General features: G+C 66.0%; 33 protein-coding genes. 10 read left to right on the top strand and 23 right to left on the bottom strand.

The genetic code is table 11. From position 1 onward, the window contains the following. Position 1: 1 nt before the first annotated feature. The 3 genes from BLQ49_RS27805 to BLQ49_RS29945 are packed head-to-tail and all read right to left on the bottom strand — an operon-like array spanning position 2 to position 951. Positions 2–268, bottom strand: a complete 267-nt coding sequence (locus BLQ49_RS27805; protein ID WP_208859129.1) for a hypothetical protein — start codon at positions 266–268, stop codon at positions 2–4. Continuing rightward, positions 265–729, bottom strand: a complete 465-nt coding sequence (locus tag BLQ49_RS27800) for a hypothetical protein (protein ID WP_091722664.1) — start codon at positions 727–729, stop codon at positions 265–267. Before BLQ49_RS27800 ends, BLQ49_RS27805 begins: the two co-directional genes overlap by 4 nt. 51 nt (positions 730–780) lie before the next feature. After that, complete coding sequence (locus BLQ49_RS29945) at positions 781–951, bottom strand: hypothetical protein (RefSeq protein ID WP_167627808.1); 171 nt, start codon at positions 949–951, stop codon at positions 781–783. 153 nt (positions 952–1,104) lie between these two features. On the opposite strand from BLQ49_RS29945, the gene BLQ49_RS27795 reads away from it, so the two are divergent. The 3 genes from BLQ49_RS27795 (at position 1,105) to BLQ49_RS27785 (ending at position 2,777) form a co-directional block, all read left to right on the top strand. After that, entirely contained in the window at positions 1,105–1,590 is a 486-nt protein-coding gene (locus BLQ49_RS27795) for a hypothetical protein (protein WP_091722662.1), read from the top strand. A 21-nt stretch (positions 1,591–1,611) separates the two neighbouring features. Then, positions 1,612–2,103 carry a hypothetical protein gene (locus BLQ49_RS27790; RefSeq protein WP_091722659.1) on the top strand — a complete coding sequence of 164 codons (492 nt, stop codon included), beginning with the start codon at positions 1,612–1,614 and terminating at the stop codon, positions 2,101–2,103. A 149-nt stretch (positions 2,104–2,252) separates the two neighbouring features. Beyond that, entirely contained in the window at positions 2,253–2,777 is a 525-nt protein-coding gene (locus BLQ49_RS27785; protein ID WP_091722656.1) for a hypothetical protein, read from the top strand. Between the two features lie 17 nt (positions 2,778–2,794). On the opposite strand, the gene BLQ49_RS27780 is transcribed toward BLQ49_RS27785, so the two are convergent. The 6 genes from BLQ49_RS27780 to BLQ49_RS27755 all read right to left on the bottom strand — a co-directional run bounded on the left by BLQ49_RS27780 (position 2,795) and on the right by BLQ49_RS27755 (position 7,289). After that, complete coding sequence (locus BLQ49_RS27780) at positions 2,795–3,064, bottom strand: hypothetical protein (protein ID WP_091722652.1); 270 nt, start codon at positions 3,062–3,064, stop codon at positions 2,795–2,797. Between the two features lie 89 nt (positions 3,065–3,153). Further along, positions 3,154–4,707: a hypothetical protein gene (locus tag BLQ49_RS27775; protein ID WP_143012361.1), complete on the bottom strand. Its 1,554-nt coding sequence runs from the start codon at positions 4,705–4,707 to the stop codon at positions 3,154–3,156. A gap of 67 nt (positions 4,708–4,774) precedes the next feature. After that, the gene (locus BLQ49_RS27770) at positions 4,775–5,728 is read right to left on the bottom strand and encodes a hypothetical protein (RefSeq protein ID WP_091722647.1); all 954 of its coding nucleotides are present in this window, start codon (positions 5,726–5,728) and stop codon (positions 4,775–4,777) included. Positions 5,729–5,786: 58 nt separating this feature from the next. After that, entirely contained in the window at positions 5,787–6,365 is a 579-nt protein-coding gene (locus BLQ49_RS30495; RefSeq protein WP_244507788.1) for a hypothetical protein, read from the bottom strand. Positions 6,366–6,437: 72 nt separating this feature from the next. After that, complete coding sequence (locus BLQ49_RS27760; protein ID WP_091722645.1) at positions 6,438–6,980, bottom strand: hypothetical protein; 543 nt, start codon at positions 6,978–6,980, stop codon at positions 6,438–6,440. Positions 6,981–6,992: 12 nt separating this feature from the next. After that, positions 6,993–7,289, bottom strand: coding sequence for a hypothetical protein (locus BLQ49_RS27755; RefSeq protein ID WP_091722642.1), 297 nt, complete (start codon positions 7,287–7,289; stop codon positions 6,993–6,995). Positions 7,290–7,727: 438 nt separating this feature from the next. On the opposite strand from BLQ49_RS27755, the gene BLQ49_RS29365 reads away from it, so the two are divergent. The 6 genes from BLQ49_RS29365 to BLQ49_RS27725 all read left to right on the top strand — a co-directional run bounded on the left by BLQ49_RS29365 (position 7,728) and on the right by BLQ49_RS27725 (position 11,347). Continuing rightward, complete coding sequence (locus tag BLQ49_RS29365; RefSeq protein ID WP_143012360.1) at positions 7,728–8,417, top strand: hypothetical protein; 690 nt, start codon at positions 7,728–7,730, stop codon at positions 8,415–8,417. A 185-nt stretch (positions 8,418–8,602) separates the two neighbouring features. Beyond that, positions 8,603–9,268 carry a ParA family protein gene (locus BLQ49_RS27745; RefSeq protein WP_091722637.1) on the top strand — a complete coding sequence of 222 codons (666 nt, stop codon included), beginning with the start codon at positions 8,603–8,605 and terminating at the stop codon, positions 9,266–9,268. A gap of 28 nt (positions 9,269–9,296) precedes the next feature. Further along, positions 9,297–9,614, top strand: coding sequence for a hypothetical protein (locus tag BLQ49_RS27740; RefSeq protein WP_091722634.1), 318 nt, complete (start codon positions 9,297–9,299; stop codon positions 9,612–9,614). 204 nt (positions 9,615–9,818) lie between these two features. Next, on the top strand, positions 9,819–10,064 hold the full coding sequence (locus BLQ49_RS27735) for a hypothetical protein (RefSeq protein WP_091722631.1): 246 nt from the start codon (positions 9,819–9,821) through the stop codon (positions 10,062–10,064). Then, a complete protein-coding gene (locus BLQ49_RS27730) occupies positions 10,061–11,050 on the top strand; it encodes a site-specific integrase (protein WP_091722628.1) in 990 nt (329 codons plus the stop codon). Before BLQ49_RS27735 ends, BLQ49_RS27730 begins: the two co-directional genes overlap by 4 nt. Positions 11,051–11,059: 9 nt before the next feature. Continuing rightward, positions 11,060–11,347 (top strand): hypothetical protein, encoded by a 288-nt coding sequence (locus BLQ49_RS27725; protein WP_091722625.1) that lies wholly within the window; start codon positions 11,060–11,062, stop codon positions 11,345–11,347. Between the two features lie 577 nt (positions 11,348–11,924). Here BLQ49_RS27725 and BLQ49_RS27720 read toward each other — a convergent pair. The 6 genes from BLQ49_RS27720 to BLQ49_RS27695 form a co-directional block, all read right to left on the bottom strand. After that, positions 11,925–12,158 carry a hypothetical protein gene (locus BLQ49_RS27720; protein WP_091722623.1) on the bottom strand — a complete coding sequence of 78 codons (234 nt, stop codon included), beginning with the start codon at positions 12,156–12,158 and terminating at the stop codon, positions 11,925–11,927. Further along, positions 12,155–12,496 (bottom strand): hypothetical protein, encoded by a 342-nt coding sequence (locus BLQ49_RS27715; protein WP_091722620.1) that lies wholly within the window; start codon positions 12,494–12,496, stop codon positions 12,155–12,157. Before BLQ49_RS27715 ends, BLQ49_RS27720 begins: the two co-directional genes overlap by 4 nt. Next, positions 12,493–12,930, bottom strand: coding sequence for a DUF5681 domain-containing protein (locus tag BLQ49_RS27710; protein WP_091722617.1), 438 nt, complete (start codon positions 12,928–12,930; stop codon positions 12,493–12,495). The genes BLQ49_RS27715 and BLQ49_RS27710 overlap by 4 nt, the downstream gene beginning before the upstream one ends. Before the next feature lie 59 nt (positions 12,931–12,989). Beyond that, the gene (locus BLQ49_RS27705; RefSeq protein ID WP_091722615.1) at positions 12,990–13,241 is read right to left on the bottom strand and encodes a hypothetical protein; all 252 of its coding nucleotides are present in this window, start codon (positions 13,239–13,241) and stop codon (positions 12,990–12,992) included. An 81-nt stretch (positions 13,242–13,322) separates the two neighbouring features. Beyond that, complete coding sequence (locus BLQ49_RS27700) at positions 13,323–13,766, bottom strand: hypothetical protein (protein ID WP_091722611.1); 444 nt, start codon at positions 13,764–13,766, stop codon at positions 13,323–13,325. Further along, positions 13,759–13,986 (bottom strand): hypothetical protein, encoded by a 228-nt coding sequence (locus tag BLQ49_RS27695; RefSeq protein ID WP_091722608.1) that lies wholly within the window; start codon positions 13,984–13,986, stop codon positions 13,759–13,761. The genes BLQ49_RS27700 and BLQ49_RS27695 overlap by 8 nt, the downstream gene beginning before the upstream one ends. Positions 13,987–14,271: 285 nt before the next feature. Between BLQ49_RS27695 and BLQ49_RS27690 the strand changes: the two genes are divergently transcribed. After that, positions 14,272–14,442, top strand: coding sequence for a hypothetical protein (locus BLQ49_RS27690; RefSeq protein WP_208859128.1), 171 nt, complete (start codon positions 14,272–14,274; stop codon positions 14,440–14,442). Between the two features lie 316 nt (positions 14,443–14,758). Here BLQ49_RS27690 and BLQ49_RS27685 read toward each other — a convergent pair whose 3' ends face one another. The 8 genes from BLQ49_RS27685 to BLQ49_RS29360 form a co-directional block, all read right to left on the bottom strand. Continuing rightward, positions 14,759–15,019: a hypothetical protein gene (locus BLQ49_RS27685; protein ID WP_091722603.1), complete on the bottom strand. Its 261-nt coding sequence runs from the start codon at positions 15,017–15,019 to the stop codon at positions 14,759–14,761. Continuing rightward, a complete protein-coding gene (locus BLQ49_RS27680; RefSeq protein WP_143012358.1) occupies positions 15,016–15,873 on the bottom strand; it encodes a hypothetical protein in 858 nt (285 codons plus the stop codon). The genes BLQ49_RS27685 and BLQ49_RS27680 overlap by 4 nt, the downstream gene beginning before the upstream one ends. Beyond that, positions 15,870–18,827 (bottom strand): DUF927 domain-containing protein, encoded by a 2,958-nt coding sequence (locus tag BLQ49_RS27675; RefSeq protein WP_091722597.1) that lies wholly within the window; start codon positions 18,825–18,827, stop codon positions 15,870–15,872. Before BLQ49_RS27675 ends, BLQ49_RS27680 begins: the two co-directional genes overlap by 4 nt. Then, positions 18,824–19,057 (bottom strand): hypothetical protein, encoded by a 234-nt coding sequence (locus tag BLQ49_RS27670; protein ID WP_091722594.1) that lies wholly within the window; start codon positions 19,055–19,057, stop codon positions 18,824–18,826. Before BLQ49_RS27670 ends, BLQ49_RS27675 begins: the two co-directional genes overlap by 4 nt. Position 19,058: 1 nt before the next feature. Further along, complete coding sequence (locus tag BLQ49_RS27665) at positions 19,059–19,532, bottom strand: hypothetical protein (protein WP_091722591.1); 474 nt, start codon at positions 19,530–19,532, stop codon at positions 19,059–19,061. Then, on the bottom strand, positions 19,529–19,765 hold the full coding sequence (locus BLQ49_RS27660; protein WP_143012357.1) for a hypothetical protein: 237 nt from the start codon (positions 19,763–19,765) through the stop codon (positions 19,529–19,531). The genes BLQ49_RS27665 and BLQ49_RS27660 overlap by 4 nt, the downstream gene beginning before the upstream one ends. A gap of 285 nt (positions 19,766–20,050) precedes the next feature. Then, positions 20,051–20,275 (bottom strand): DNA-binding protein, encoded by a 225-nt coding sequence (locus BLQ49_RS27650; protein ID WP_143012356.1) that lies wholly within the window; start codon positions 20,273–20,275, stop codon positions 20,051–20,053. A gap of 50 nt (positions 20,276–20,325) precedes the next feature. After that, positions 20,326–20,862, bottom strand: a complete 537-nt coding sequence (locus BLQ49_RS29360; RefSeq protein ID WP_143012355.1) for a hypothetical protein — start codon at positions 20,860–20,862, stop codon at positions 20,326–20,328. Positions 20,863–21,153 lie beyond the last annotated feature (291 nt).

Here is a 21,153-nt window from a genome sequence, read left to right as displayed (position 1 = left end):
CTCAAGCCTGCTCCAGCAGGTCGATGAGGAGCGTGCCGGCCGCCGCGATGACGTTGCCGCGGCCGCGCCAGGGCAGGATCTGCACCTCGGGCAGCAGCTCGGCCGGCACCTCCGGCAACGACGTCTCGGGCGCCTTGGCCTCGCGGTCCTGATCGTTGCCGCGCAACCATGTGACCTGTGAGCCGGTGGCGTTCTCGGGCGCGGCCAGGGACGGCTCGGCGTCCCTGCCGTGTCCATACATCTCGGCCGGGCCGCACGGTTGGGTCAACGCCGCCTCCGCTGTCGCTCCATCAGCTTCCGCTCGTGCACCTCCGCCGGCGCAGCCGGATAAATCTCAGCCTGCGCCTTCATTTCCGCGAAGGTCAAATGAGTCATCGGCCTGTCGACATCGGCGGCCGCGTCGGTGCGACTGGTCTCGACGCGAATTAGGCGGACCTCCGGCTCAAAGGGCTGGCTGGCCTCACCGGCCGCGTAGCCAGGGCGCCGGCGTAGATCACGCTGGCGTCGCCTTTCAGCTGCTTCGGCTCCGGCAGCGGCTGCAATAGCCCTACGGTCGGCGCGGGCCTTCACAGACAGCCCCTCAGCGGCAAGGCGGGCATTCAATTGGCGCGCGATCAAGTGCGCGCGGGCTCGGCGGCCCTCGGCGGGTGTGTCGGTCAATTCTTGGTCCTCGGCAATCCGGCCGGTGCCCCTCGAAATTCGCGTGGACACGGCTGTCTTGATCATCATGGCGGACCCGGAGGCGCGATGTCGATTTTCTCCTGCAGGGGGCGTCCGCGGCTACGGCATCTCGGTCTTAAGATCGCGGATCTTGGCCGCCGACCGAGTGCGCTCGTCTGCAATGCGCTGCTGCACCTGCTGGCGCCGGTCCGCCCGTTTCTCGGCCTGTTTGGGCGTGAGGGGCTTCACGGGCTTGATGATCCCGCCCTCCAAGATTTCGCGGAGCGTCATTCAGATATTTAGCCGCTGCCCGTTGTGCGGCAGGCCGCCGCGGCGCGAATTTAAAATGGACGCGGGCCGCTGCGGCTCGATAATCAGGGAGTCGCGCGCCGTTGCGGTGCGGATCAACTCATTTTTTGAAGCAATACATTTCAGGCATCGATTATGACCCGGCTTAATCTCGATTTTTCGTCCCTCAATCAGGGCGAACAGGCGGACATTCTCCGCGCATCGTACTTTATCTTGGAGGCCAACTACGAGGCCGGCGAGGGGTATCTTCTAAGCGGCATCGAAGACGCAGAGGACGACGGCGGCTTCGCCATCCACATCGGGTTGCCGGACCGTCCCGATCGGCGCTTCGCATTCACCTTCGATGAGTTCGAGGATGCGGTGGAGGCGCTGGCGGAACTGAAGCATGCGTTCCCGGCCGCGGGCTACTGGCTCAGCACCCTAGAATTGCTGGTCGAGATCCAAGGTGCTGATATCTGGCGCGGCGTCGTCGAGGCTCGGGCAAGCTGCGATCCGACCGACCCCACGTGCGATTGGGTCCTGCTCTCAGCCGCTATCGCGGCCAAGGCCGCCACCGGGACGCCGATCGCCGTCAGCCCCGCCGCGCACCCAGTGGTCGCCAGTCTCGCGGCGCGGCTCTGATTGCCAATTGGGGGCACAGCCATGACGACCACCCTCGATAGTGCCATCGTCGCCGAGATGCAGCAGAGCAACCCCGACCTGTTCGCTCAGGTCGACGCCCTGCGCGCAGCTGGCAAACCAATCGCCCATGCGGTCCTTGATGAGGACACCGGCGAGGTCTTTGTGAGTGAAGGGCCGGGTCGGCCCTACGTGAAGGCGCACGCGGCGATCAGCGCGATGGTCACCGGCGCCCGGTACAGCGATCCGTCCGCCCTTGATCCGCTGGCGTCTTGGGAGGCGCGGAGGGATCCGATCCTGAAGTTTCACCATGAGGCCGCGGTGCGGTCGATGCTCGGAGAACTCGTCGACTACTATGCGCCTGCGCTGGCGCGGCAACCGCTCGCCAGTCAGACCCTCGATGACGTGGTTGCGAACATCGAGGGAAACCGGTCTTTCCTCGCCGCGCAGCCGACCATCTGTGACCGCTGGGACCGCATCGTTAAGTGCACCATCGCCCTGCTGGAGAAGCCGTAGGGACCGAGGCCGGCGAGACTAAAAGCCAATCAGCCTCATGGGAGATTGGAATGGCACAGGGCGGCTTGCCACAAAGGCAGCCGCCCACGAGGATGCGCCCCGGCACGGGCCGCCCGGTGATGGCTCTGCCTCTAGGACTGGGGTGAGGCATGCGGGTCGTCAGCGAGCGCACCGAGGCCGAGATCCGGACTCACGAGGTCGAGGCCAAGGTGAGGGTCACCCTCCGGCGCTTGGCGGCCAACATCATGCGGGTCTCGCGCGGATCAGGCTCGTCGGGGGAACTCGGTGCCCAAATGGTGGCCTGCATTGAGGCAATGGAAGCCTACCGCGATGTCGTCGGCACCTGGGTCCCCAGTTGGGATCTGAACCAGATGCTCGACGCTGACGCCGCGGATGCCGAGGACCGGACCTTCGTGCCCAGCGCCGAGGATCTGGCCCGATGGGAGGAGGACGGCTCTAGCGACCGCATTCTGGCCGTGAGCGACATCCGGCGCGCGTGCTTGCAGATGACCGCTTCAATGCTGCTCAACCAGACGCCGCAGAAGGCTCGGGGCGAGCACGACTTCCACGAAGGACTCCGGCGGCTGAAGGCCGCGCGGGAACGCAGCCGCGCCTATGATCAGGCGAGATATGCGCCCGCGCCTCAAGCCCGGAAGAAGCCGAAGCCCCGGTAGACCCGCCGACCGACCGCCTAGGCCTGCTCCGGCTCAGTCCCTTCGAGGTCACGGTCCCCTCCCCGCAACCAGACGATCTGGGAGGCGTGGCCCTCCGGCGCGCCGAGGCTCGGTTCAGCATCACCACCGTCCTCGCGGTCTGGATCACCGTCATCGGCATCGAGGAGCGCGACGATCCGATCAACGATGTCGAGGGCCAGATCGGCGAGCCGTTCGAACTCCTCGCGCGGGATGGGCTGGGCAGCAGGGGGCATCCGGCCGCCCGGAAAGCGAACGACACTGGTCATGATGATCTCTGGGTGCGTGTTGAGGTTGGCAGTTTTCCCGGCGAGATCCGGCCGAGGCGGTACGCACGGCTACAGGGGGAAAGGAGCGGTCAGCCGCCCCAAGCCTTGGCGATCTCGGCTCGTAGATCGGGCGCGTGCTGCAGCGATCCCTCACACAGCATCTCGTGCCGGATCAGGATTTCGAGCCGCCAACCGTGCTCCAGGCTCCCGGTCGGGATCTTGGTTCTGATCTCAGCCACGATGCGGTCTCGGACCTCGGCGGCCCGCTGTTCCTCACGTTCGACCGTCTCGCCGCCAGCCGTGAGGGTATGAAATGGGCTTTCGGGGCTCTGACGAGCCCACGGGACGCAAGTCGCTGCGCTCCAGGTGTCCGCCGCCCCCGCGAACAGGCCGTACAGGTTGTGAAGCTGGAGGATGTCGAGGCCAGACAGGTTGACCTTGGCGGCCTGCTCGATAGCCCACGCTCGGACGGGGGGGACGACTGGGCGCGGCGGCCCCTCGGCGGCGTCCTCTCCGAGAGGCTGGCCTTTCCAATCCACGCCAGCCAGCATGCAGCACGCCTCGATCAGCGCGCGGGTGGCTTGCTCCGTCAGATCTTCGCCCTCACCGAGATGGCTGTCGCGTTCGTACTGACCGGACACGAAGACCATGACGAGGGTGGCGCGCGCCTTCACGGCGAGACCGAGCGGGGTCCGCGCCGGGGTCCGCCAGATGGCCTTGCTGATGCGCTCCAATTCAGCGCCGATGGCGTCGAACGTGTCGTTGGCCTCGGCGATGCCAGGCGCATTCCAAGCCGCTATGCTGGCGGCATGGGCCGAGCCGCCGCGCGCCTTGGCCCGTTCGCACGCTTGCCGCACATGGTCTTGGGCGGCCCAATATGCGGGGGTCGCGGCCCGCCAGCGCGCGTGCGCCTCATCAAGGGCCAAGCCAAGCGCCAGGATCTCAGCGTCGCCGTTCGGTGCCACGGCCTCAAACGCATCGAGGCGCAGTTCCCGGTGAACGCGGGCGCGGGTTGCCTCTGTGGCGTCCGGCCCGACCTTGCGGGCGTACTCCGCCAGCGCGATCCGGTGCAGGCGCTCCAGTTCCATCCGTAGGCCCTCGCGGATGATGACGAACCCCTGCGGGTCAATCGCTGGAAAGGCCATGAACCCGAGCGGCGGGTCACGCCAGTCGGTCAGGTCAGTCAGCGCTGCGGTGTTGTGTAGAGCGGCAACCTCGCGCAGAATTACACGCGTCAGCCGCACGTCGTCCGTGAGGGTGCTTTCCTCTCGGTCTGTCGTGTTGTGCGCTTCCAAATCGTGCAGCAGGAGGCGGGCCTTGGCCTGCAACTCGGCCACGTCGCGAGCTGGTTCGTTGATCGCCCGCCGGAACACAGCACCGTAGGCGTCCAGCGCCTCGTCAAGCTGTTCGTCGCCCCAGTCCTCCGCTCGGCTGCGCGGCTGAATGGTGTTCCAGTCGACCATGGCTTGATTGCAGGCATGCACAAGGTCGGAGGGCTGAGCAGCGTCGGGAGCAGGCGCTGTGACCTGTGTGGCGTTTGGCTGAGCGATACGGGCTAGATCGGCCTGCAGATTTGCGGCTCGATCACGGAGGCTGTCGACGTTGCTTCGACGGAACGGGTTGGGGAGCTTGAGAGAGAGCACGAGGTGGCCTCCTAGGATCACAGGATGACAGGTGGCGCGACGGGTTAGGCGCCGCGCGGTGGCGGCATCAGGCGTCGTCTTCGTCCTCGGCAGCGATCTCGGCTCGCGCTTGAGCGATGGCCCATGCCGGGAGAGACCCCGCGGAAGTGTAGAGTGCTTTGTCGCGGTCGCTGTGGTCGGGCTCGTCGCCGAACCCGATGAACCCATCAGGGTACGCCGCCCCCGTGAATGCTAGGACAGCGCGCGTCAGGCTGACGGCGGCAGTGATGGCTGGGTCATCGTTGGTGAATTCAGCCTCCGTCAGGATCGTCGCGGCGAGCGCCGTGAGGGTCAGACCTTCGGTGGTCGCGGGCGGCGGCAGGGCGAGAATTTCGCGTGCCGTGCTCCAGAGACGCTTGCCCACGAGGGCGGCGGCTCGCTCCTCGATGCTGCCGAATTGGGCGACGTTGCTGATCGGGCGCTGTGCTCGGTCCTCGGCATAAGCGGCCAGCAGGCGCGCTCGGTACTCGGCGCGCTCGACAGGAGCGACAGCCATGGGTGCGGGCGGCAGTGCCCGGGTCGGCGCGAGGGCAGTTACCTCCCGCAGGAGCGTCAGCGTCGCGCGGTCGCCTGCGAACTTGCTCCAGCCGAGATGCTGCCCGCTATCCGCGATCAGGAGCCGGGCCTTGGCCGAGAGGTCATCAAGGCTGGCTGCCGGCTCATTGGCCGCTCGCCACACCACGTCTTCGGCCTTGTCCAGTTCGGCCTCTAACCGCTCGTCCGGCCAAGCGTCGTCAGGGTGTGCCGGGTTGTTGATCCAAGCCAGATGCGCCACGGCAGCGTCACAGGCACGGGCGAGGTCGGACGGGACGGCAGCAGGCGCCACGGTAGCGGCGAGCGCCGGCAGGGGCACGGCGGCGGCCACGGTGCCGGCGACGACAGTCCGGCGGTTTAGGCTGCCGCGCAGTTCGGTGGCACGCTCGCGCAGGCTGGCGACGGGGTCGCGGCGGATCAGCTTCTGTAGGGATGTGCGCAGGGACATTGCGGGATCCTCGGATGAGGGACGCGGGCGAGCGGCCCGCTTGAGTTGCGGGCTGGGTTCAGAGCAGGGTGGCGAGGCCGGTGAGCACCATGCCCCCGCCGATGATGGCGACCGCGGCCAGCAGTTCTCCGGCCGTGTCGAGGAAGCGCAGGCTGCGGCTGTGCGCGGTATCCGGTCGGACCGGGGTCACAGCTTCCCACGGCTCGATGGCGCCGGGCTGAGGCTCGTCCCGCGGGGTGACCGCCGCCGTCCGGTGCTGGCGGTCGACTGCAGGCAGCGGGCGAGCCGACACCGGCATGCCGAGGCGGCCCGATGGCATCGCCCGCGGCAGCACGGTCGGCGGGATCGCGCGGCCGAGGAACAGGGTCAGATCGGCGGCGCGGGCGAAGGCGATGCGATAGCTGGGCTGGTGCCCGGCGGCGAACTCGGCCTCCTCGTTCAGCCAGTTGCGCAGATGGTCGAGGAGGGACAGGGCACCGAACCGGCTGGTGCAGACCGTCGCCACCAGGGCATCGGTCGCGGCATCCATATCGTCGTTGGTGATCAGCGACGGGGCGAGGTGGTATGCATCGCAGGCGGCGCGGTGGCGCTCGATCGCGGCATGGATCGGATCGGGGCTGAGGCAGGCGTGCGTCATCGTTCGGGCTCCGGTGAGGGCTCGTGGCAGTGGCTCGGTGATGAGAGGCGCCCCGCGGTGGGGCGGGTCAGGTCAGGCGGCGGGCGGCGCCATGCCTGAAGTCAGGGCCCAGGCGGGGTGATCGCCGTCAGGGCCGTAGAGGTCGGGAAACAGCACCCACAGGCGCTGCTCGATGCGCGTGAGCAGGTCGCTGCCGACATCCATGGCGTCGCCGCGCAAGGCGTCGTCGTGGAAGTGATCCGCGTCCCCATGCATGTCGCCAGAGACGTACTCGGCCAGAACCATGCCGATGACGGCGGCGCCAATCTCGGCCTGCGTGGCGGGCGAGAGCGAATGCCACGCCTCGGCGGGCGTGAACGGCAGGGGCATGCGAGCCCAGAGTGAGGCGTGATCGGGCAGGCGGGCGGTGTCGTCGCCACGCGAGCCAGAGGATGCCCGCGCCGCTACCTCAGTGGCTGCGGCAACAGCGTCGAGGAAGATCGCAGGGACCGTCTCGGCGGCCGGGCCCATCGGGACGGCGGCAACCGTCGCGAGGAACAGGGCCGAAGGCGGCGCGGACATCAGGGACGCGAGACCGGCCCCGAGGGCAGCTCTGCGGGTGTGGGGAAGCGACATGGGCGAAGCTCCTCAGTGCGCGGCCATGTGACGGGCGAGCTTGGCGGTCCGCCACGCGGCGGTGAGGCAGACGGACATCGCCTCGGCCCAGGTGCCGCCGAAGCGCTCCTGATGGGCGTGGGCGGCCTTGGCAGCGGCTGACATGATGGCGGCGCGGTCGAACTTGCCAGCGGCGTAGAGCGGGCGGCGGGTGGTGCGCACCGTCATATCGATGCGGGCGGTGGCGGACAGGAGGCCGGCGGGGATCGTCGGGCGGCTGTCGCGGCCGGCGCGGTCGATGCGGGTCCAAGAAACGGTGCGGTGGGGCATCGGTTGATCCGTCGTTATTCGATGGATCTGACCATAATCGATGTTTTTGAACCGATCAAGCCCTTTCCGCCGATCTTGTCGATTTTCGACGGTTGCGCCATAATGGCGGGATGATCACGCCCGCTCAGTGTCGTGCCGCTCGCGGCCTGCTTTCCTGGACCCAGGCGGACCTCGCCAAGGCCGCATCTGTAGGCGTTGTCACCGTCCGGCAGCTCGAGGGGGAGAACGGCACCCCGCGTTCAGCAACGTTGACCGTCTTGCGGCAGGCCCTCGAAGCAGCCGGCGTCGAGTTCATCCCGCAGAATGGCGGCGGGGCTGGCGTGCGGATGCGGCAGCCATGAACCAGCGCTGGGCTCAGATCGGCGGCACGGTCTCGTTCGCGGAGTTCACCGTCATCTTCACGGCTCTGGCCGTTGTCAGGCTCGCGGGGCTGGTGCCATGACTACCGACAAAAACGGCGCCGTAAATTGGCCGCTCGCTGTCGCGGTAGGATCCGCGGCGGGATTTGTGGGTGCGGCGGTCATATGGGCTGGGGTACGGAAGCTCCAGGCATCCAAGGTGCGTCCGTACAACGGGGCATCACCGACGGATCGAGCCACCAGGTTTCACGATCTAACAATTGATGCTGGGAACGCGGAAGAAACATTTTTAGTTTCTACGCAGTTGCTTCGGGGCAAAATCATAAATCACTTCGCGAACGTTGAGTTCATATTTGCAGATTTGCATTTTAGAGCAAGGCAACTCTCGGCATATAGTTGGCTTTCTCCAGATCTACCATATACTATTAAGAAAAGAATTGCCTCTGTTAAGGCTTTAGCGACAGCAGATGGACCACTGCGCATCTATGAAAAAGATCTATTGGCAATTGCGAACGAACTTCCACGTTTCGAAAAGCTTAGACAATTTGTTGCTCATGGCAATATGCTTGTCGATTTCAAACGAGAAAGACCCATCATTATTTTCCACGTTTATGACCAACCAAAACAAAGTCAGCCTATATTAAGCGAGAGAAAGAATACCCTACAAGAATTTCATTCGAGCTACATGGATCTAGCCCTGTTCAGTGAGCGCGTAATTATCCTTGCGCACAAAATCATCACAGGAGTGCCGCTGCCCCCGGCGGTGTAGCTGCCTGACCGGGCGGCCATATCATCACGGCTCGCCCGGCCTCGCGCACGCGTAAAAAGGTAAGTGCGTAAGCTAGTAAATTCACGCTGCTGCTGCGTGAAAAAGTAAGAGCGTCAAATTTTAAACCTTTCTACGGATTTGATGGTGAACTGGTGAGAGCGTGGACGCGTCAGCGGAGTGTGCGCATGAAGGTCGTCAGCGTGATCGGTCAGAAGGGTGGCAGCTCAAAGAGCACCGTCGCCCTCAACCTCGCGGTCTGTGCTGAGCAGGCGGGGTACTCGGTGGCCGTGATCGACACGGACCCACAGGGTTCGGCGCATAAATGGTTCGAGCGTCGCGAAGCCGAGACGCCTTCGATCGTTCGCGAGATTGATCCAGACGCTCTCCCCCGGCTCATCAAAATCGCTGCCTCAAACAAGACGGATCTCCTGATCGTGGACACCCCCGGTAAGGCCGAGGCGACCGCACTCGCTGTGTCCGAACTAGCGGACCTCATCCTCGCGCCCGTAAAGCCAACTCAGTTCGATTTAGAGACCTTGGGGGCGGTGAAGCGCACCATCCGGATCGCGGAGAAGATGGACGCGGGTTGGGTGATGCTGAGCCAAGTGCCGGCCAGTTCGAAGAAGATCGCCGATGAAGGCGAGGCGGCTGTTCAGGGCTACGGTCTCAAGCTGGTGCCGCACAAATTCATGACCCGCGCGGACTTCGCCTACTCAATGTCCAGCGGGCTCGCTGCGACCGAATTCGAGCCGAAGGGGAAGGCCGCTGAGGAAGCCCGCGCTCTATTCGCGTGGGTGCGCGGCATCCTCGGTCTCGCAGACCCGTCTAAGCGTAAGCTAGCTGACGCGTAGAACCGTGAACCCGTAGGAGCGTAAGATCGTGGCCAAGAAGGCATCGGCGTTCACGCCACCTCCAGAGGACGAGCCCGAATTGGTAGGTGCCCTGCCCTCAAAGGATCCTGAGCCTGCTGGCGAGCTCTCCACCGCGTCTCTGCCGGCCGCCGCGCCGTCCTCTGCCTCCAAGGCCCTTCCGAGCTACCGAGTAGGCAAGCGCAACCTGTCGGCCTGGATCGACGAGAAAGCGTTCAACCAGTTCAAAGCCATGGTGTCCGAGGAGGGGAAGACGATCCAGGATTTCATGGTGGAGATGGTCAACCGGGAGTTCGCCCGGAAGGGCCGACCGCAGATCGCAAAATGACCGGCGGGCTCCGGCCCGCCCCTCGTCGCGGCTTACGCTCTTACGCTTCCACTTTCCTACGCTTCCACGCGTAAATTAGCTTGCTCCGGTCATGGATGCGCTGTAACTTGCGATAATCGTCGTTCTCGAAAGTTTGGCGGGTAGGCAGATCGGAAGAGCGGTGAGGAAGTGAAGCCAAGGCTATATTGGCGATCGGTGGTGCGGATGGCTGGAGAGGCGCAGAGTGCGGTCACCCTGCGGCGGACCGGCTCGACGACGATGCCCGACCCTCGAAGCTCACGGATGATCTGGATTGGCGCTTGGGGCGCCTTGTTCGGCGCTGTGGTCTACAGCCTCGCGCAGACGGATGAGATGTTGCCTATCAACCGCATCCTTTTCGGCGTCGACTCAACGCTGATGCTGATCTGGCTTCTCGTCATTCTCTTCGATGGTCCAGGCAGACAGTCATGACGCCGGACACGCTTCCCATAGCCGCGCCCGAATTCGTGAGCGAGCTTCCCGCCGAGACCGCAGCGATTGTCCACGCCTACCAGCAGGCGAGCAAGGCGGACTCTACCGTCCGCGCCTACCGATCCGATGTGCGGGTCTTCCAGACATGGTGCGCTCGGTTCGGCTTCCGGTCGCTGCCAGCCACGCCCGAGACCGTTGCGGCCTTCATCGTGCACGAGGCCGAGGAGGGCAGAGCGGCCTCGACGCTCGGGCGTCGGCTGGCGGCGATCCGGTACGGGCACAAGCTCGCCAAGGCGCCGGACCCAACCGACGACGAAGGCGTGCACGCCGCCATGAAGGGCGCTCGGCGCAAGCTGAAGGTCGCGCCCAGGCAGAAGGTGGCCGCGACGGCCGAGATCTTGGCGGCCCTCTTGATGCGGACGCCGGACACTCTGACCGGCAAGCGCGATCGGGCGATCCTGGCGCTCGGGTTCGCCGGGGCCTTTCGCCGAAGCGAGCTCGTCGCGCTCGATGTCGAGGACCTGCGTGAGGATCCCGAAGGCCTGCGCGTCATGGTCCGCCGCTCCAAGGTCGATCAGGAGGGCAGGGGGTTCGAGAAGGCGATCCCGCACGGCCGGTTCATCCGCCCCGTCGCCCTGGTGCGCGAATGGCTGGACGCGGCCGGCATCGTCTCGGGGCCTGTGTTCCGCCCGGTCTCGCGGTCGGGGAACGTGCGCTCCCCAGATCCGGGGACCGCAAAACCGCCCCGGCTAACGACGCAGGCGGTCGCCGACATCATCAAGGGCTACTGCACGGCCGCGGGGCTCGACGCCTCGACGTTCGGGGCACACTCCCTGCGGGCCGGCTACATCACCACGGCGGCCGAGCGTGGGGCCGATCTCGCCCGGATCATGGACCAGTCGGGCCACCGGGATCCGCGAACGGTGGTCGGCTACATCCGGCGGGCCAACGCGTTTAAGGGGCACAGCGGCTCGGGATTTCTGTAGGAGGTCGTGATGGTCGGGCCCAACCTCGAACAGGCTGCGCAGGTCATTGCCGAGAACGTCGTCTCAGCGGTCGTTCGCGATCCAGCGTCACCCCTTCGAGATACGCCGATGGCCCGTGACGCCGCCGTCACCGCGATCATGGTCGCGCTGCTGCGGATCATGCCGACCGATGACAGCAACCGGCTCGCAGACGCCTGCAACCGAGGTCTCGGCGAGTTGGCGATCATCGGCGCGCTCGGGCCGCTCGTGGAAGCCGTAGATCCCGACGATGGATCTGTGACGATGCGTGCAGGGTAGGGGTGTGGGCCGGATCCCGTGATGACGTGGTTCGGCCCTGTGCCGTTCGGCGGTTAGCCGGAGCGACAGGCGCGACCTAGCACGGCGCCAGGCCGACGTTGATGCGGCGATTGCTGAAGCAGCTCCAAAGAAAGAAGGCCACTCCCGAAGGAGCGGCCCGAAGTCTAGGGAGGAAACGCCATGCGGCGTCGCACGCCAGTGCGGTGCAATAAGAATGATGCGTTGCGGCTGATGTCAACGCTGACGTGCCCTCAGCGCCAGCAGATCGCCGCCGATGTCATCCTCAGATGTAGAAGATCCACCGGCCCGACCTTGGGTGATGGGGGGCACGTTTAGCCGGGCCGGTGGGTGTCCTTGGGAGGACCCTACGAGCTTGGTGCCGCAGCGCAGCAATTAAAGGGGTCGAAACGAGGGAAGCTCGCCCTGTTGTTACAGGTGTGGGCTTGGTGCGACTGCATCGGCGAGGCCGCGTCGCTCCCCCAAGGACGGCGCTGCTCTTCCGATGCTCGGCTCCCCAGCCGATCGCTGATGCCCAACTGCCGAGGTTATGGTTAACGGTTCGTAACCGGGAGGGAGATCACTCCCACGGCGCCGGAGCGCCCTTCAGCATCGCGTCGTAGTTGGACGCGAGTTGATGCACGGTCGCTGTCGCCCAGTACGCCTGAGCGCGAGGATCGGGCTCCTCGGGGTCGTGCAGCGATACCTCGTATCGCCGCGCGGCTTCCGCCGTCTCCTCAGGCGTGATCAGGACGGGCACTGCTGTTCGGGCGGCCTCCAGAGCAGTGAGGCGCACTATCAGGTTCGGCGTCATTGCAGCGCTCTCGGGCTCTCCAAGCGGAACGTGAAGCGCTTGCACCCCTTCGGCCACCGTCCTGCCGCTGGCGCCGCCGAGCGCTCCTGCTCCGTCAGAAGGGCGGCCGACAGGTCTCGCGGGGCCTCACCCTCGGCCATCCGATAGGAGCCGACGTTCATCAGGAGCACGTCGTCACCGTCGCGGATAGCGTGCCCGCGCTCCCGCAGGAAGGTGATGATCTCCTCGCCCGGCATCCCGTGCGGAGCCTCGACGCGGAAGATGAGGTGCTTACCGGCCGTGGGCGAGGCCGTCGCCGCCTCAAGCTGAGCCAGCCGATCCATCAGCTTCGGGGTCATCGCAGCCCTCCCTTGTTGGCTACGGCCTTCTCCAGAGCGATGAAGCGTTCGACGAAATCTCCCGCAACGATGGCCTTCACATGCACATCGACGAGCTTCGACAACTCGGACGCCTCGGTGGGTGTGATCTCGCCGTTCGCCACGCCCTGCATCAGCGCTCGGGTCGCCTTGGTGAAGTCAGCCGGGTTCTCGATCTCGGGCATGTCGAACGTGATAGTCCGGTCCTTTCGAGGCGGGCACAGCCGGTCGAGACACAGGCGCAGCGCCGGGCCATCGCCGTCGAGAGCCAACTCGATCGCCTTGCGCGTCAGGGCTTCGGCTTCGCCATCCAGCAACGCCTCGACAGCCTGCGTCGTGCGGTTGCGAGCCCCCTTCGGTCGACCGCCTGGGTTGCCGCTCCGGCCTGCCCCGAACTGTGTATCCTCGCTCGGCATGGTCTAGCCTCGGACTTCTCGGCTGCCCTGTAAAAACGGGCGGAATACAGGACCCAGCATCATCGGGGCTGCTCCGGCGTGAGATCCGCGAGCGGCAGATCGATGGGGCGCCCATCCTCAGCGGCGACAACCACCCGGATGATGTTGAGACCGGTGTTGCCCAGATCGTGCCCCTGCCCCTGGAGGAAGCTGGCAGCCTCGTCCGTGGACATGCCGTGCGGGCCCTGCACCACGAACCGACGCACGGCGCCCGGCGGCTTCGTGATGATCGCGGTCTCCAGGCGACCGAGGCGGGCGAGAAGGTTTTGCATGTCGAGCCTATCGAACAGCAGTATACCAATAGATGAGGTCAAACTATAGATCCGGCGGGCGGACAGCGAGCCGCCCCTTCCTCACTTCACCCGGTAGTCGATGCCGGCAAGCTCGATCCCTCGGTCCACGAGCTGCTTGTCGAAGCCCTTGCGGGCGACGGTGGACGGTTTCAGGGGTGGCCCCGAGTAGTCGGTGATGGCCTGTTGCAGGTCGCCCTTGATGATCTCACCCATGAGCGCGAGCGCCTTATCCGTGTCGTAGCCGTTGGCCTTGAGCAGCACCGCGAACTTGTCCCGCCACTCGGTGGACTTAGCCGCGATGGTCTGGCGGATCGCGGGGCGCGGCGGCTGGCCGTGAGCCGCATTCCCGAACTCGTTGATGAGGGCCACGAGGGCGACCGGCGTCCCATCGGGGTACGTCGCCCCGTCGAGCCAGCCGACCTCGACGGTGGAGGCGCGGCGCAGGTTGGCCGCAATCTCCTTCAGCCGCGCTTCGAGCTTATCGCCGCCCGTGACCTTAGCCATTGGCGGCCTCCCCCTTAGGGGTACGCGTCTGGTGCGTACCCTCGGCGCCGAGCAACAGCACCTTGGCCCCCTCGGCGAGGCCATGGAGCGCAGCGGCCGCGGCTTGCTGCCGGACCTCACGGGCGTCGTCGCGGACCTCGATGCTGACGGCGGCGGCCATAGCCATCTGGCGCATCGCCTCTACGCCCTCATTGAAGGCGGCTTGCTCGCGGGGCGTCATGAGGCCGCTTTCCACATCGTGATTAAACACCCGATATCAGCAGCCCTATAATCTAGGACAGCAACCCACGACGGTCCGTAGGTTGCGCTAGACGGCGCTAGAGCAATGCCACGTGCTTTAGAGACATCGGGTCTTTCCCGCGTACTCGCCAAGACCTTGTGGCCCTGGATCGACATCGTTGAGACTGCGACGGGTGGGATGGGCGGTCGCGTTCGGCTGACGGCCGAGAACACAGTTGCGAGCCTTCGGGGCCAGATAGTGATGGTCCCGGCCCTGGAGATGGCGATGACAGATGCACTCCGCGCATCCGATGCTTTGGCGCAGGAGCTTGATCGACGAGCCTTCCTCCAGTCCGACGCGCGGACTGAAGCGCTGCTGGCCCTCAACGGGCTGATCGTGTGGTTGAAAAGTGCCGCGCTGAACGCGGGCGCCAAGGGACGAGAACTCGGCGGGTAGGCATGCTCGAACCCCTGAACGAGGGTGATGGCGGATGTGCCCGTCATGGATTCGGCGACAGCGGAGGCCAGTCTCATGCAATCTCCGAGAGGCTGTCGAAGAACAGCTCAAGGTCGTGGTCGTCCCAGGTCGTGCCGACCTTGAGGGCGAACACCTTCATCACGTCGTCCGCCCGTCGGATTATGCACTAGGGGTCGAAGTCCGGACCGGACTGGACGGGCCAACGCGGCACCTCGGCTGGCGTCTGGCGGCGCAGCCGGTATTCGCCCGAAACCAGATGTCGTCGATGTCGATGGCGGGCATGGTCTCGTGCTCCTCAGGCTGCGGATCGGTTCAAAGCGAGGTACGAAGCCCAGACGCGGCGCTTATCGATCGCATCGAGGCTGGACAGGGCGGCCAGAGCAGGCGGCAACAGCGCGTCATCCCGCTCGGCCTGCAACAGCAGCTCGGCGAGAGCTTGCCCACGCGGGCCGGTCGACAGGTGGACGATCGCGCGCAGGCATCGGAGCCGCGCCTTGCGCTCGCCTGGGTCAATGTCGGGGCGGAACGGCCCCCACGCCTCGTTGCTGGCGATCATCGGCCGAATTCCCACCACGGCACGCCCTGCGGCTGGCCGGGCTTCTCGCGGTGCGTCAGGTGGTCGAAGCGGACTTCCCGATCCGTGATCGCACGGACCTCTTCCGAGACGGGGAGGGTGAGCGCTCCGCAGGCGTCGACCCGCACGATACCGGCGGTTTCATGGACACCGAACAGTCGGCTTGCGGTCCAGCCCAGCGCCTCGGCCTGCTCGCCGAACTGATCGAGGAAAGCCACGGCGCGAGCGAGGGTGCTGCGCCACTCGTCGGACCGGTAGCCGGGGCACGGGGCTGTCTCGTAGTCGAGGCGGGCGAGACCAGCCCGCCAGATGGCGAGACCATCAGCCGTCGGCGCCGGGGCATTCTTCCCGTCCGGAATAATGGTGGTCTCGGCCCTTGCCTGGGCCTCGGCCTCGGCGCGCGACAGGCCGCACTCATACTCAAGGAAGGCGGCGCGCTCATCGAACGTCGGCGGCTCAAGGCCTACGGAAGGGGCCGGCAGGGATGCGGCTTTTCCGGTTTCTCTCTTTTTTTCCGGTTTTAGGGAGAGGGATCCGGAAAGGTAATCGCCTGCCGGCACTCGCTTTTCCGGGGTTTCCGGGGTTTCCGGTTCCCCCACATAAGACCCACGCGCGCGCTCGCCCGCACGCCCGCGCGCCCGCGCCTGGGTCTCGTAAAATTCTGCGGATTGTTCGGGGAACTCTGACGGCCCGGAAACGCCGGAAACGCCGGAAATCTCTTTATTATCAGATACTTGTTCTTCCGGATCGGCCTTCCCGGAAACCGGAAAACCCGGAACAACAGCAGCGGCATGTTCCTCGCTGGCCGCCTGAAACAGGGTCGCCAAGTCGATCATGCCCGGCCTCCCGCGTAGACGCCGAACCGCAAGCCGTCCTCATCGGAGCGCCCGAACGCTTTCCGGGACAGGGCGTAGGCCTTCACCTTCCCGATTTTGGGAATGTACGAGACGTACAGGCACGAGGCGTCGTGCTTCTTGGCGATGAAGCCTTGCGAGGCCAGCGCCCGGCCGATCTCGATCTCTTTCAGCGCGCCGCCCGCGGCCTCCACCAGCCGTTGCGTCGGGATGTAGACCGCATCCTCATCGTACCACCCGAGGGCGTCCCGCATCGAACGGCGGCCGTCATCGTCCGGCACGGTCGGGTGGATGCTTGAGCCCCACCGCTCCGCGATCCACGAGCGGAGGTTCATGGTCGCTTGCTGCTCCGGATCGAGGGCGATGGCGTCGGACGAGTCGCCGAACCGGCTCCAGGCCCAGCGCACGGCCCGCGCCACGTCTAACTCTGCCGGGAGGATCCCAAGCCGCTGCGCGAGGCGCCCGGCCGTGTCGAGGATGGCGAAGGGCAGCGCAGCGCGAACGTGCTTGCCGTCGGCCTCTACGCCCGCGATCGAGCGTGCCGTCTTGTCGATCCCGCGCCGGATCTCTTGGGCCTGCCGGTGCAGCCCTGCGGCCACCAACGCCTCAACGAAGGCGGGGCCCGCGTGCCCGTAGTTCCGGTCAACGGTGGCAATGCTGTCCAGCACATCCTGGGCAACGGCCCGGTTGATGCCCGAAATGTCGATATCGGGAACGCGCACGGCCATGCCGCCGGCCCATTCGCCGCCGTCGCCCCGCACCTTCTCCTCTAGGGACTTCTCGGCCGAGAACAGGACGAAGGTCGACCACGTGTAGGAGGTGCGGAGCTGCGCATCCGCACCCATGCGGGTTTTGCCGACGCCGGAGGCCAGCGAGTAGATGATCCGGCCGAGTTCCTTGCCGTTGACGTGCCCCAGCTCGTCCATGGCAAGCACCGTCCCGCTGGACCGGGCCGCCATCAGCTCGACGCCGTTGGCCGTCGCCCTGGCGCTCTGCAGCAGACTTTCGCGCTGATCGAGGGCGGCGCGCGACCATGCTGAGACCGCGAGGCGTTGCGCCGTCGTCTTCCCGCCCGACGTCATGCCGGACAGGTTGATGCCGCAGGTGTCGAGCCCACACAGGGACAGGATCGGGGCGCAGAACCCGGCGATAGCGCCGATGATCCAGTGTTCGCACTTGGGGGCGGTGCAGGCCGCCGCGACGGCCGCGCGCCAAGCCTCGATAGAGCCGCCGCGGGCAACAGCCGCGCTGATCCTGGCGTTCACCGACAGTTCGGGCGCCTGATCGCCGCTCGCGCCGATGATCTGGCCGTCCGGACAGACGAAGTAGGGATCCGTACCGGCCTCGCCCTGGTGCCAGCCCGGCCGGCGCACGACGGCGATTTCCGCGCTCGGGTCGGCGGCCTTGAGGCACTTCACGGCGACGTGCTCGCCGTCGCTCTCGGCGCGTAGACCGGCCCCCAGCAGCATCGCGCGGGTGTCGACAGCGCCTTGCCGCGCGAACCCGGCCCGATCGACGTCGATCCCGCGGCGCCGGCCGCCCATGTCCTGCACGACGAGGCGCAGACCATAGGCATTGTCATCGTCGGCAAACCGCAGCCGGGCCAGCACGCCGAACGGCGAGGCGATCGGCACCATCTCCACGTTGTCGCCGACCTTCACGGCCTGATGCACCCAGACCTTGCCGGCCTTGGTGCGCTGATAGGCGAGCGTCAGGCCCTCAAGGTGGGGCAACGGGTACTCGCCGACGATCCGAGACAGCTCGTCCATGTCGGAGACCCGGGCGGCTTCTGCCCGCAGCTCGTCATCCGTGGCGCTGTATGCTTCTGCGGCCAGGATCCCGGCTCGTACCGCTGCGGGGCCGTGGGCGCTGTGAACGTCGAGCCAGTCCGTCGCTGTCCCGGGCTCGCCGGCCAGGGCGTAGGCGACCGCAACACGGTCTCGATTGCGGATCCCGAATTTCCGGGCGGCTTCCTCGCCGCGGCGCGTCGGGTTCGGGCGGCTGATCTTCACCGCCTCGTCCCGATCGGCCGCGACCGTGACGCGCTTGGTCTCGGGCCATGGCTCGAACGCCTCGACACCAACAGCATTGATGCCGGCGACCACGTAGGCGGCCCCGCCTTGGATCTCCTGCCGGAATGCGTGCGCGACGGCCGCGGCGGTCTCGATGCCCTCGGCCACGATGCACCAGGGCGCGCGCTCGGCGTCACCCCAGATCACGGCCCGGCCGGCGGTGCTCTCCTCGCCGGATCGCTTCGCCGATTTCTTGGCATCGCGGGCGGTCCCGTTCGCCGCAAGGCCCAGATCGGCCTTACCGGCGCCACCGGGGGCAACGTAGATCCGGTGCGCGTGCCGGCGACCCTGCGCGTCGGACTGCTCGAACACCGCGCATGGGAAGTCCCCAACGTGGGTCGGCTTGCCGGTCCCCTTGCCCTTGGGTGGGTCGAAGTAGCCAAGCGCTTTGAGCCCGACGGTGCGCGTGGTCGGCATCAGCACGGCGCCCGCCTCGATCCCGAGACGATGGGCGAGGTAGGCGGCCGGCAGCGTGTCGTCGCGGCGTTCGGGTCGGGCTCGCAGCAGGCCGTCGGCATCTGTGGCCTGAAACTGACCCTCGCCGGACCGCTCGCGGATCAGGTCCGCGCGGCCGACGATCTCGATGCACCGGATTTTGGCCTGTTCCTCGTCCAGGCCTTCGACCTTCATGGCGATGTCGAAGACGCTATCGGTCTGCCTGCCAGTGCAGGTGCAAATCGCGCGGCCCTGGTTGGTCAGCCGCCAGTCATCGGCCCCGCCATGCCCCGGGTACGGGCAACGGATGTGGTCGCGCTGCCCGGCGCTCCAGGGGATCCCGAGCGCGTTGACGATTTCCACCTCGTGCCCCTCGACCGCGGGGCGCGCATCTTTCCATGAGACGTAGCGCGTGGGTTCAGCCGTCATTCTGCCGGCGCTCCTTCACGATGCGAGGATGGGGCGCGGCGGCGGTGCTCCGCAGCGATGCGGTAGCCCTCTTCAAGGGCCACCACGTCGAGGGCGACACACAGGACGGCGTTGCTGGCGTCCTGAAGCGCCTGGGCGACGGCGTAGAGTTCGCTCAGATCGGCTTCCGCCAGCCTGAGCGCCTGGGGGATGCCGTGGATGGTGCCGAGGATTGCGCGGCTCAGGGGCATGTCAGGCCCTCCCGCCGTGCGAGAGGGCGCTCGGGGCGTCCGGCAGCCGCCGCAACCCTGCCGCTGCGTGCCGGGCGACCTCGGCGCAGGCCGCCGCGCGCGAGCCGCAGGAGATGCGCCGTGCGAGCCGGTCGCCCCGTAGCAGCTCCACGCACCAAGAACCGAAATCGTGGCCGAGGCGTACCGCGTCAGGATCCGGCCGCTTGACCCCAGCCCGCGCGGCGCCGGCCATGCTGATGGCGTTCAACCGAGCGCTGGCGTAGCGGTCGCTGTCTTCCCACGGCTGGGGGAAGAGCCCGCACCGCGGCGCCATCACAGTCACCGCCGCGCCGTTGACCGGAACGATGGTGATGAAATGGTCGGGGTCTCGAACGTGCGGGCTGTCGCCGGCCTGGGTCTCGCGGACTCGATACCGCCGGGTGCTGTGATCGAGCGCCCAGAGCCGATCATCAGGGGCAAGGGTGCGCGCGATCATCGGCCGCCCCCGTCCTGCTGGGCGGGGCGCAGCAGCGCCGCGGCCTCGCTGGCAGCTACGATTGCCCGCCCGGCGCATGCCAAGCTATGGACCAGGCCAGCGGTGTCCCCGACTGCGGCCAGGTTGGCGGCGGCGGTCGCATAGGCGGCGGCCACGTTGCACCGCTCGGCGATGGCGTCCTGCACGAGGGGTGCGCCTTCCCAGGCGCGCGAGGAGAAAGGAGCGGCCATCATGTGCGGCAGCTCCAATGCTCGGGCACAGCATGCAGGTGCTGCGCGATTTCCGCGGCCAGAGCCGGGCTCAGAGCGAAGCGCCTGCGGAGGCGGGCGGTCTGGATTTCGGCAGTGCGATGGGCTACATGGAAGGTGTCGCCGACCAAGCCGACATTCCTTCCAGAGCCCTCGCCGTTCGCCGCGGCGGGGGTTCTTCCGTTCATGGGGGTGGTGGTCTCCTACTGCTGCGCCGGCCGCATCGGCGCGGAGAGTTGGCGGCCAGCGGGTTGCCCCGCTGAAGCGGGGTCAGGCGGCCGGTTGCTGCTCTTTTTGCTGTATCGCGCGGGCCAAAGAGCTTCGACGCGAGCAGAGGACCGACCCAAGATAGAAGAACGGCAACTGACCCGTCGAGCAGAGGTGGTAAACCTTGCGCTGCTTCTTAGGGTCTCCGAACACGAACTGCGCAATCTCTCTAGCGCCGTGTAGAACGTCGCCCGCCATCGCCAACGGAACTCTCACATCCTCGACCATCTTCAACCTCATGACGTTAGACATATGCCATATTTATGAGGGATAAAATTTTAGGACCAGAGTGGGCTAAGGATAACGCTCAGGTTAAGCAGATAGCAGCGCGAGTGCTTTCTCGTGAAGTCGCTTGGAGTTTTCAGCCAATCTGCGCTCTTGATGTGCTCCGGCCTCGGAACAAGATCCAATCCACACCAATGATAACCAGTCTTTTTGCCTTTGCGCCCAACGCTTAGAAGCACGCAAGCGTTGTCTTCCTTATGTAAAGCGCGGCCAATAGGAGAAGATCTATATCGGCTAACCCTCAAAGCCTCGCTCGGATCGTCCTGATCGTCGCCAAATCGATACGTCTCGCTTTGTGGATCGGCCATCCATCGTAGCATTGTCATGAATACAACCATCTCATGAACAGGAACATGGAGGTCGTTCATGGCCGACGCTATCAGAGCCCATTTACGCTCGCCGAAATTCGGCTCTGCTCGGAACTGGCGGTGGCGGCCGCGCCCTTGCTTCTCGGTCTCTTCTATTGGGAACAGAACGTTGAGATTGCACCAATGCTGGAGCGTCGCCGCGCTCTCGCCGGTGTCGTCCATCAAAGTTCGTAGAGAGACGAGCTGAGACACGTGGATAGGGTTCTCGCCAAAAGCTTTTAAGACATGTAAGATATGTCTTCACTCACGTCAATGGCGTACCAAACTGCGCCACTGACTTTCAACGCTGACCACGGCTTCCGGCGCGTCCTCGCGCCAGCAGACATCTGCAACCGCATTCAATCTAGGCAGGTAGATTATGCCGAGGCGCCAAGCCCGAGTAACCATCAAGGCCGAACCGCAGACGGATGAGGACGGCAAGGTCATCGGTCCCCCGAACCCTGGACGGGACGA

Source organism: Methylobacterium phyllostachyos (assembly GCF_900103445.1).
GTDB classification, from domain to species: Bacteria; Pseudomonadota; Alphaproteobacteria; order Rhizobiales; family Beijerinckiaceae; genus Methylobacterium; species Methylobacterium phyllostachyos.
The sequence above is the reverse complement of the archived record's forward strand: the minus strand, read 5'-3'. Positions and strand labels throughout refer to the sequence as shown.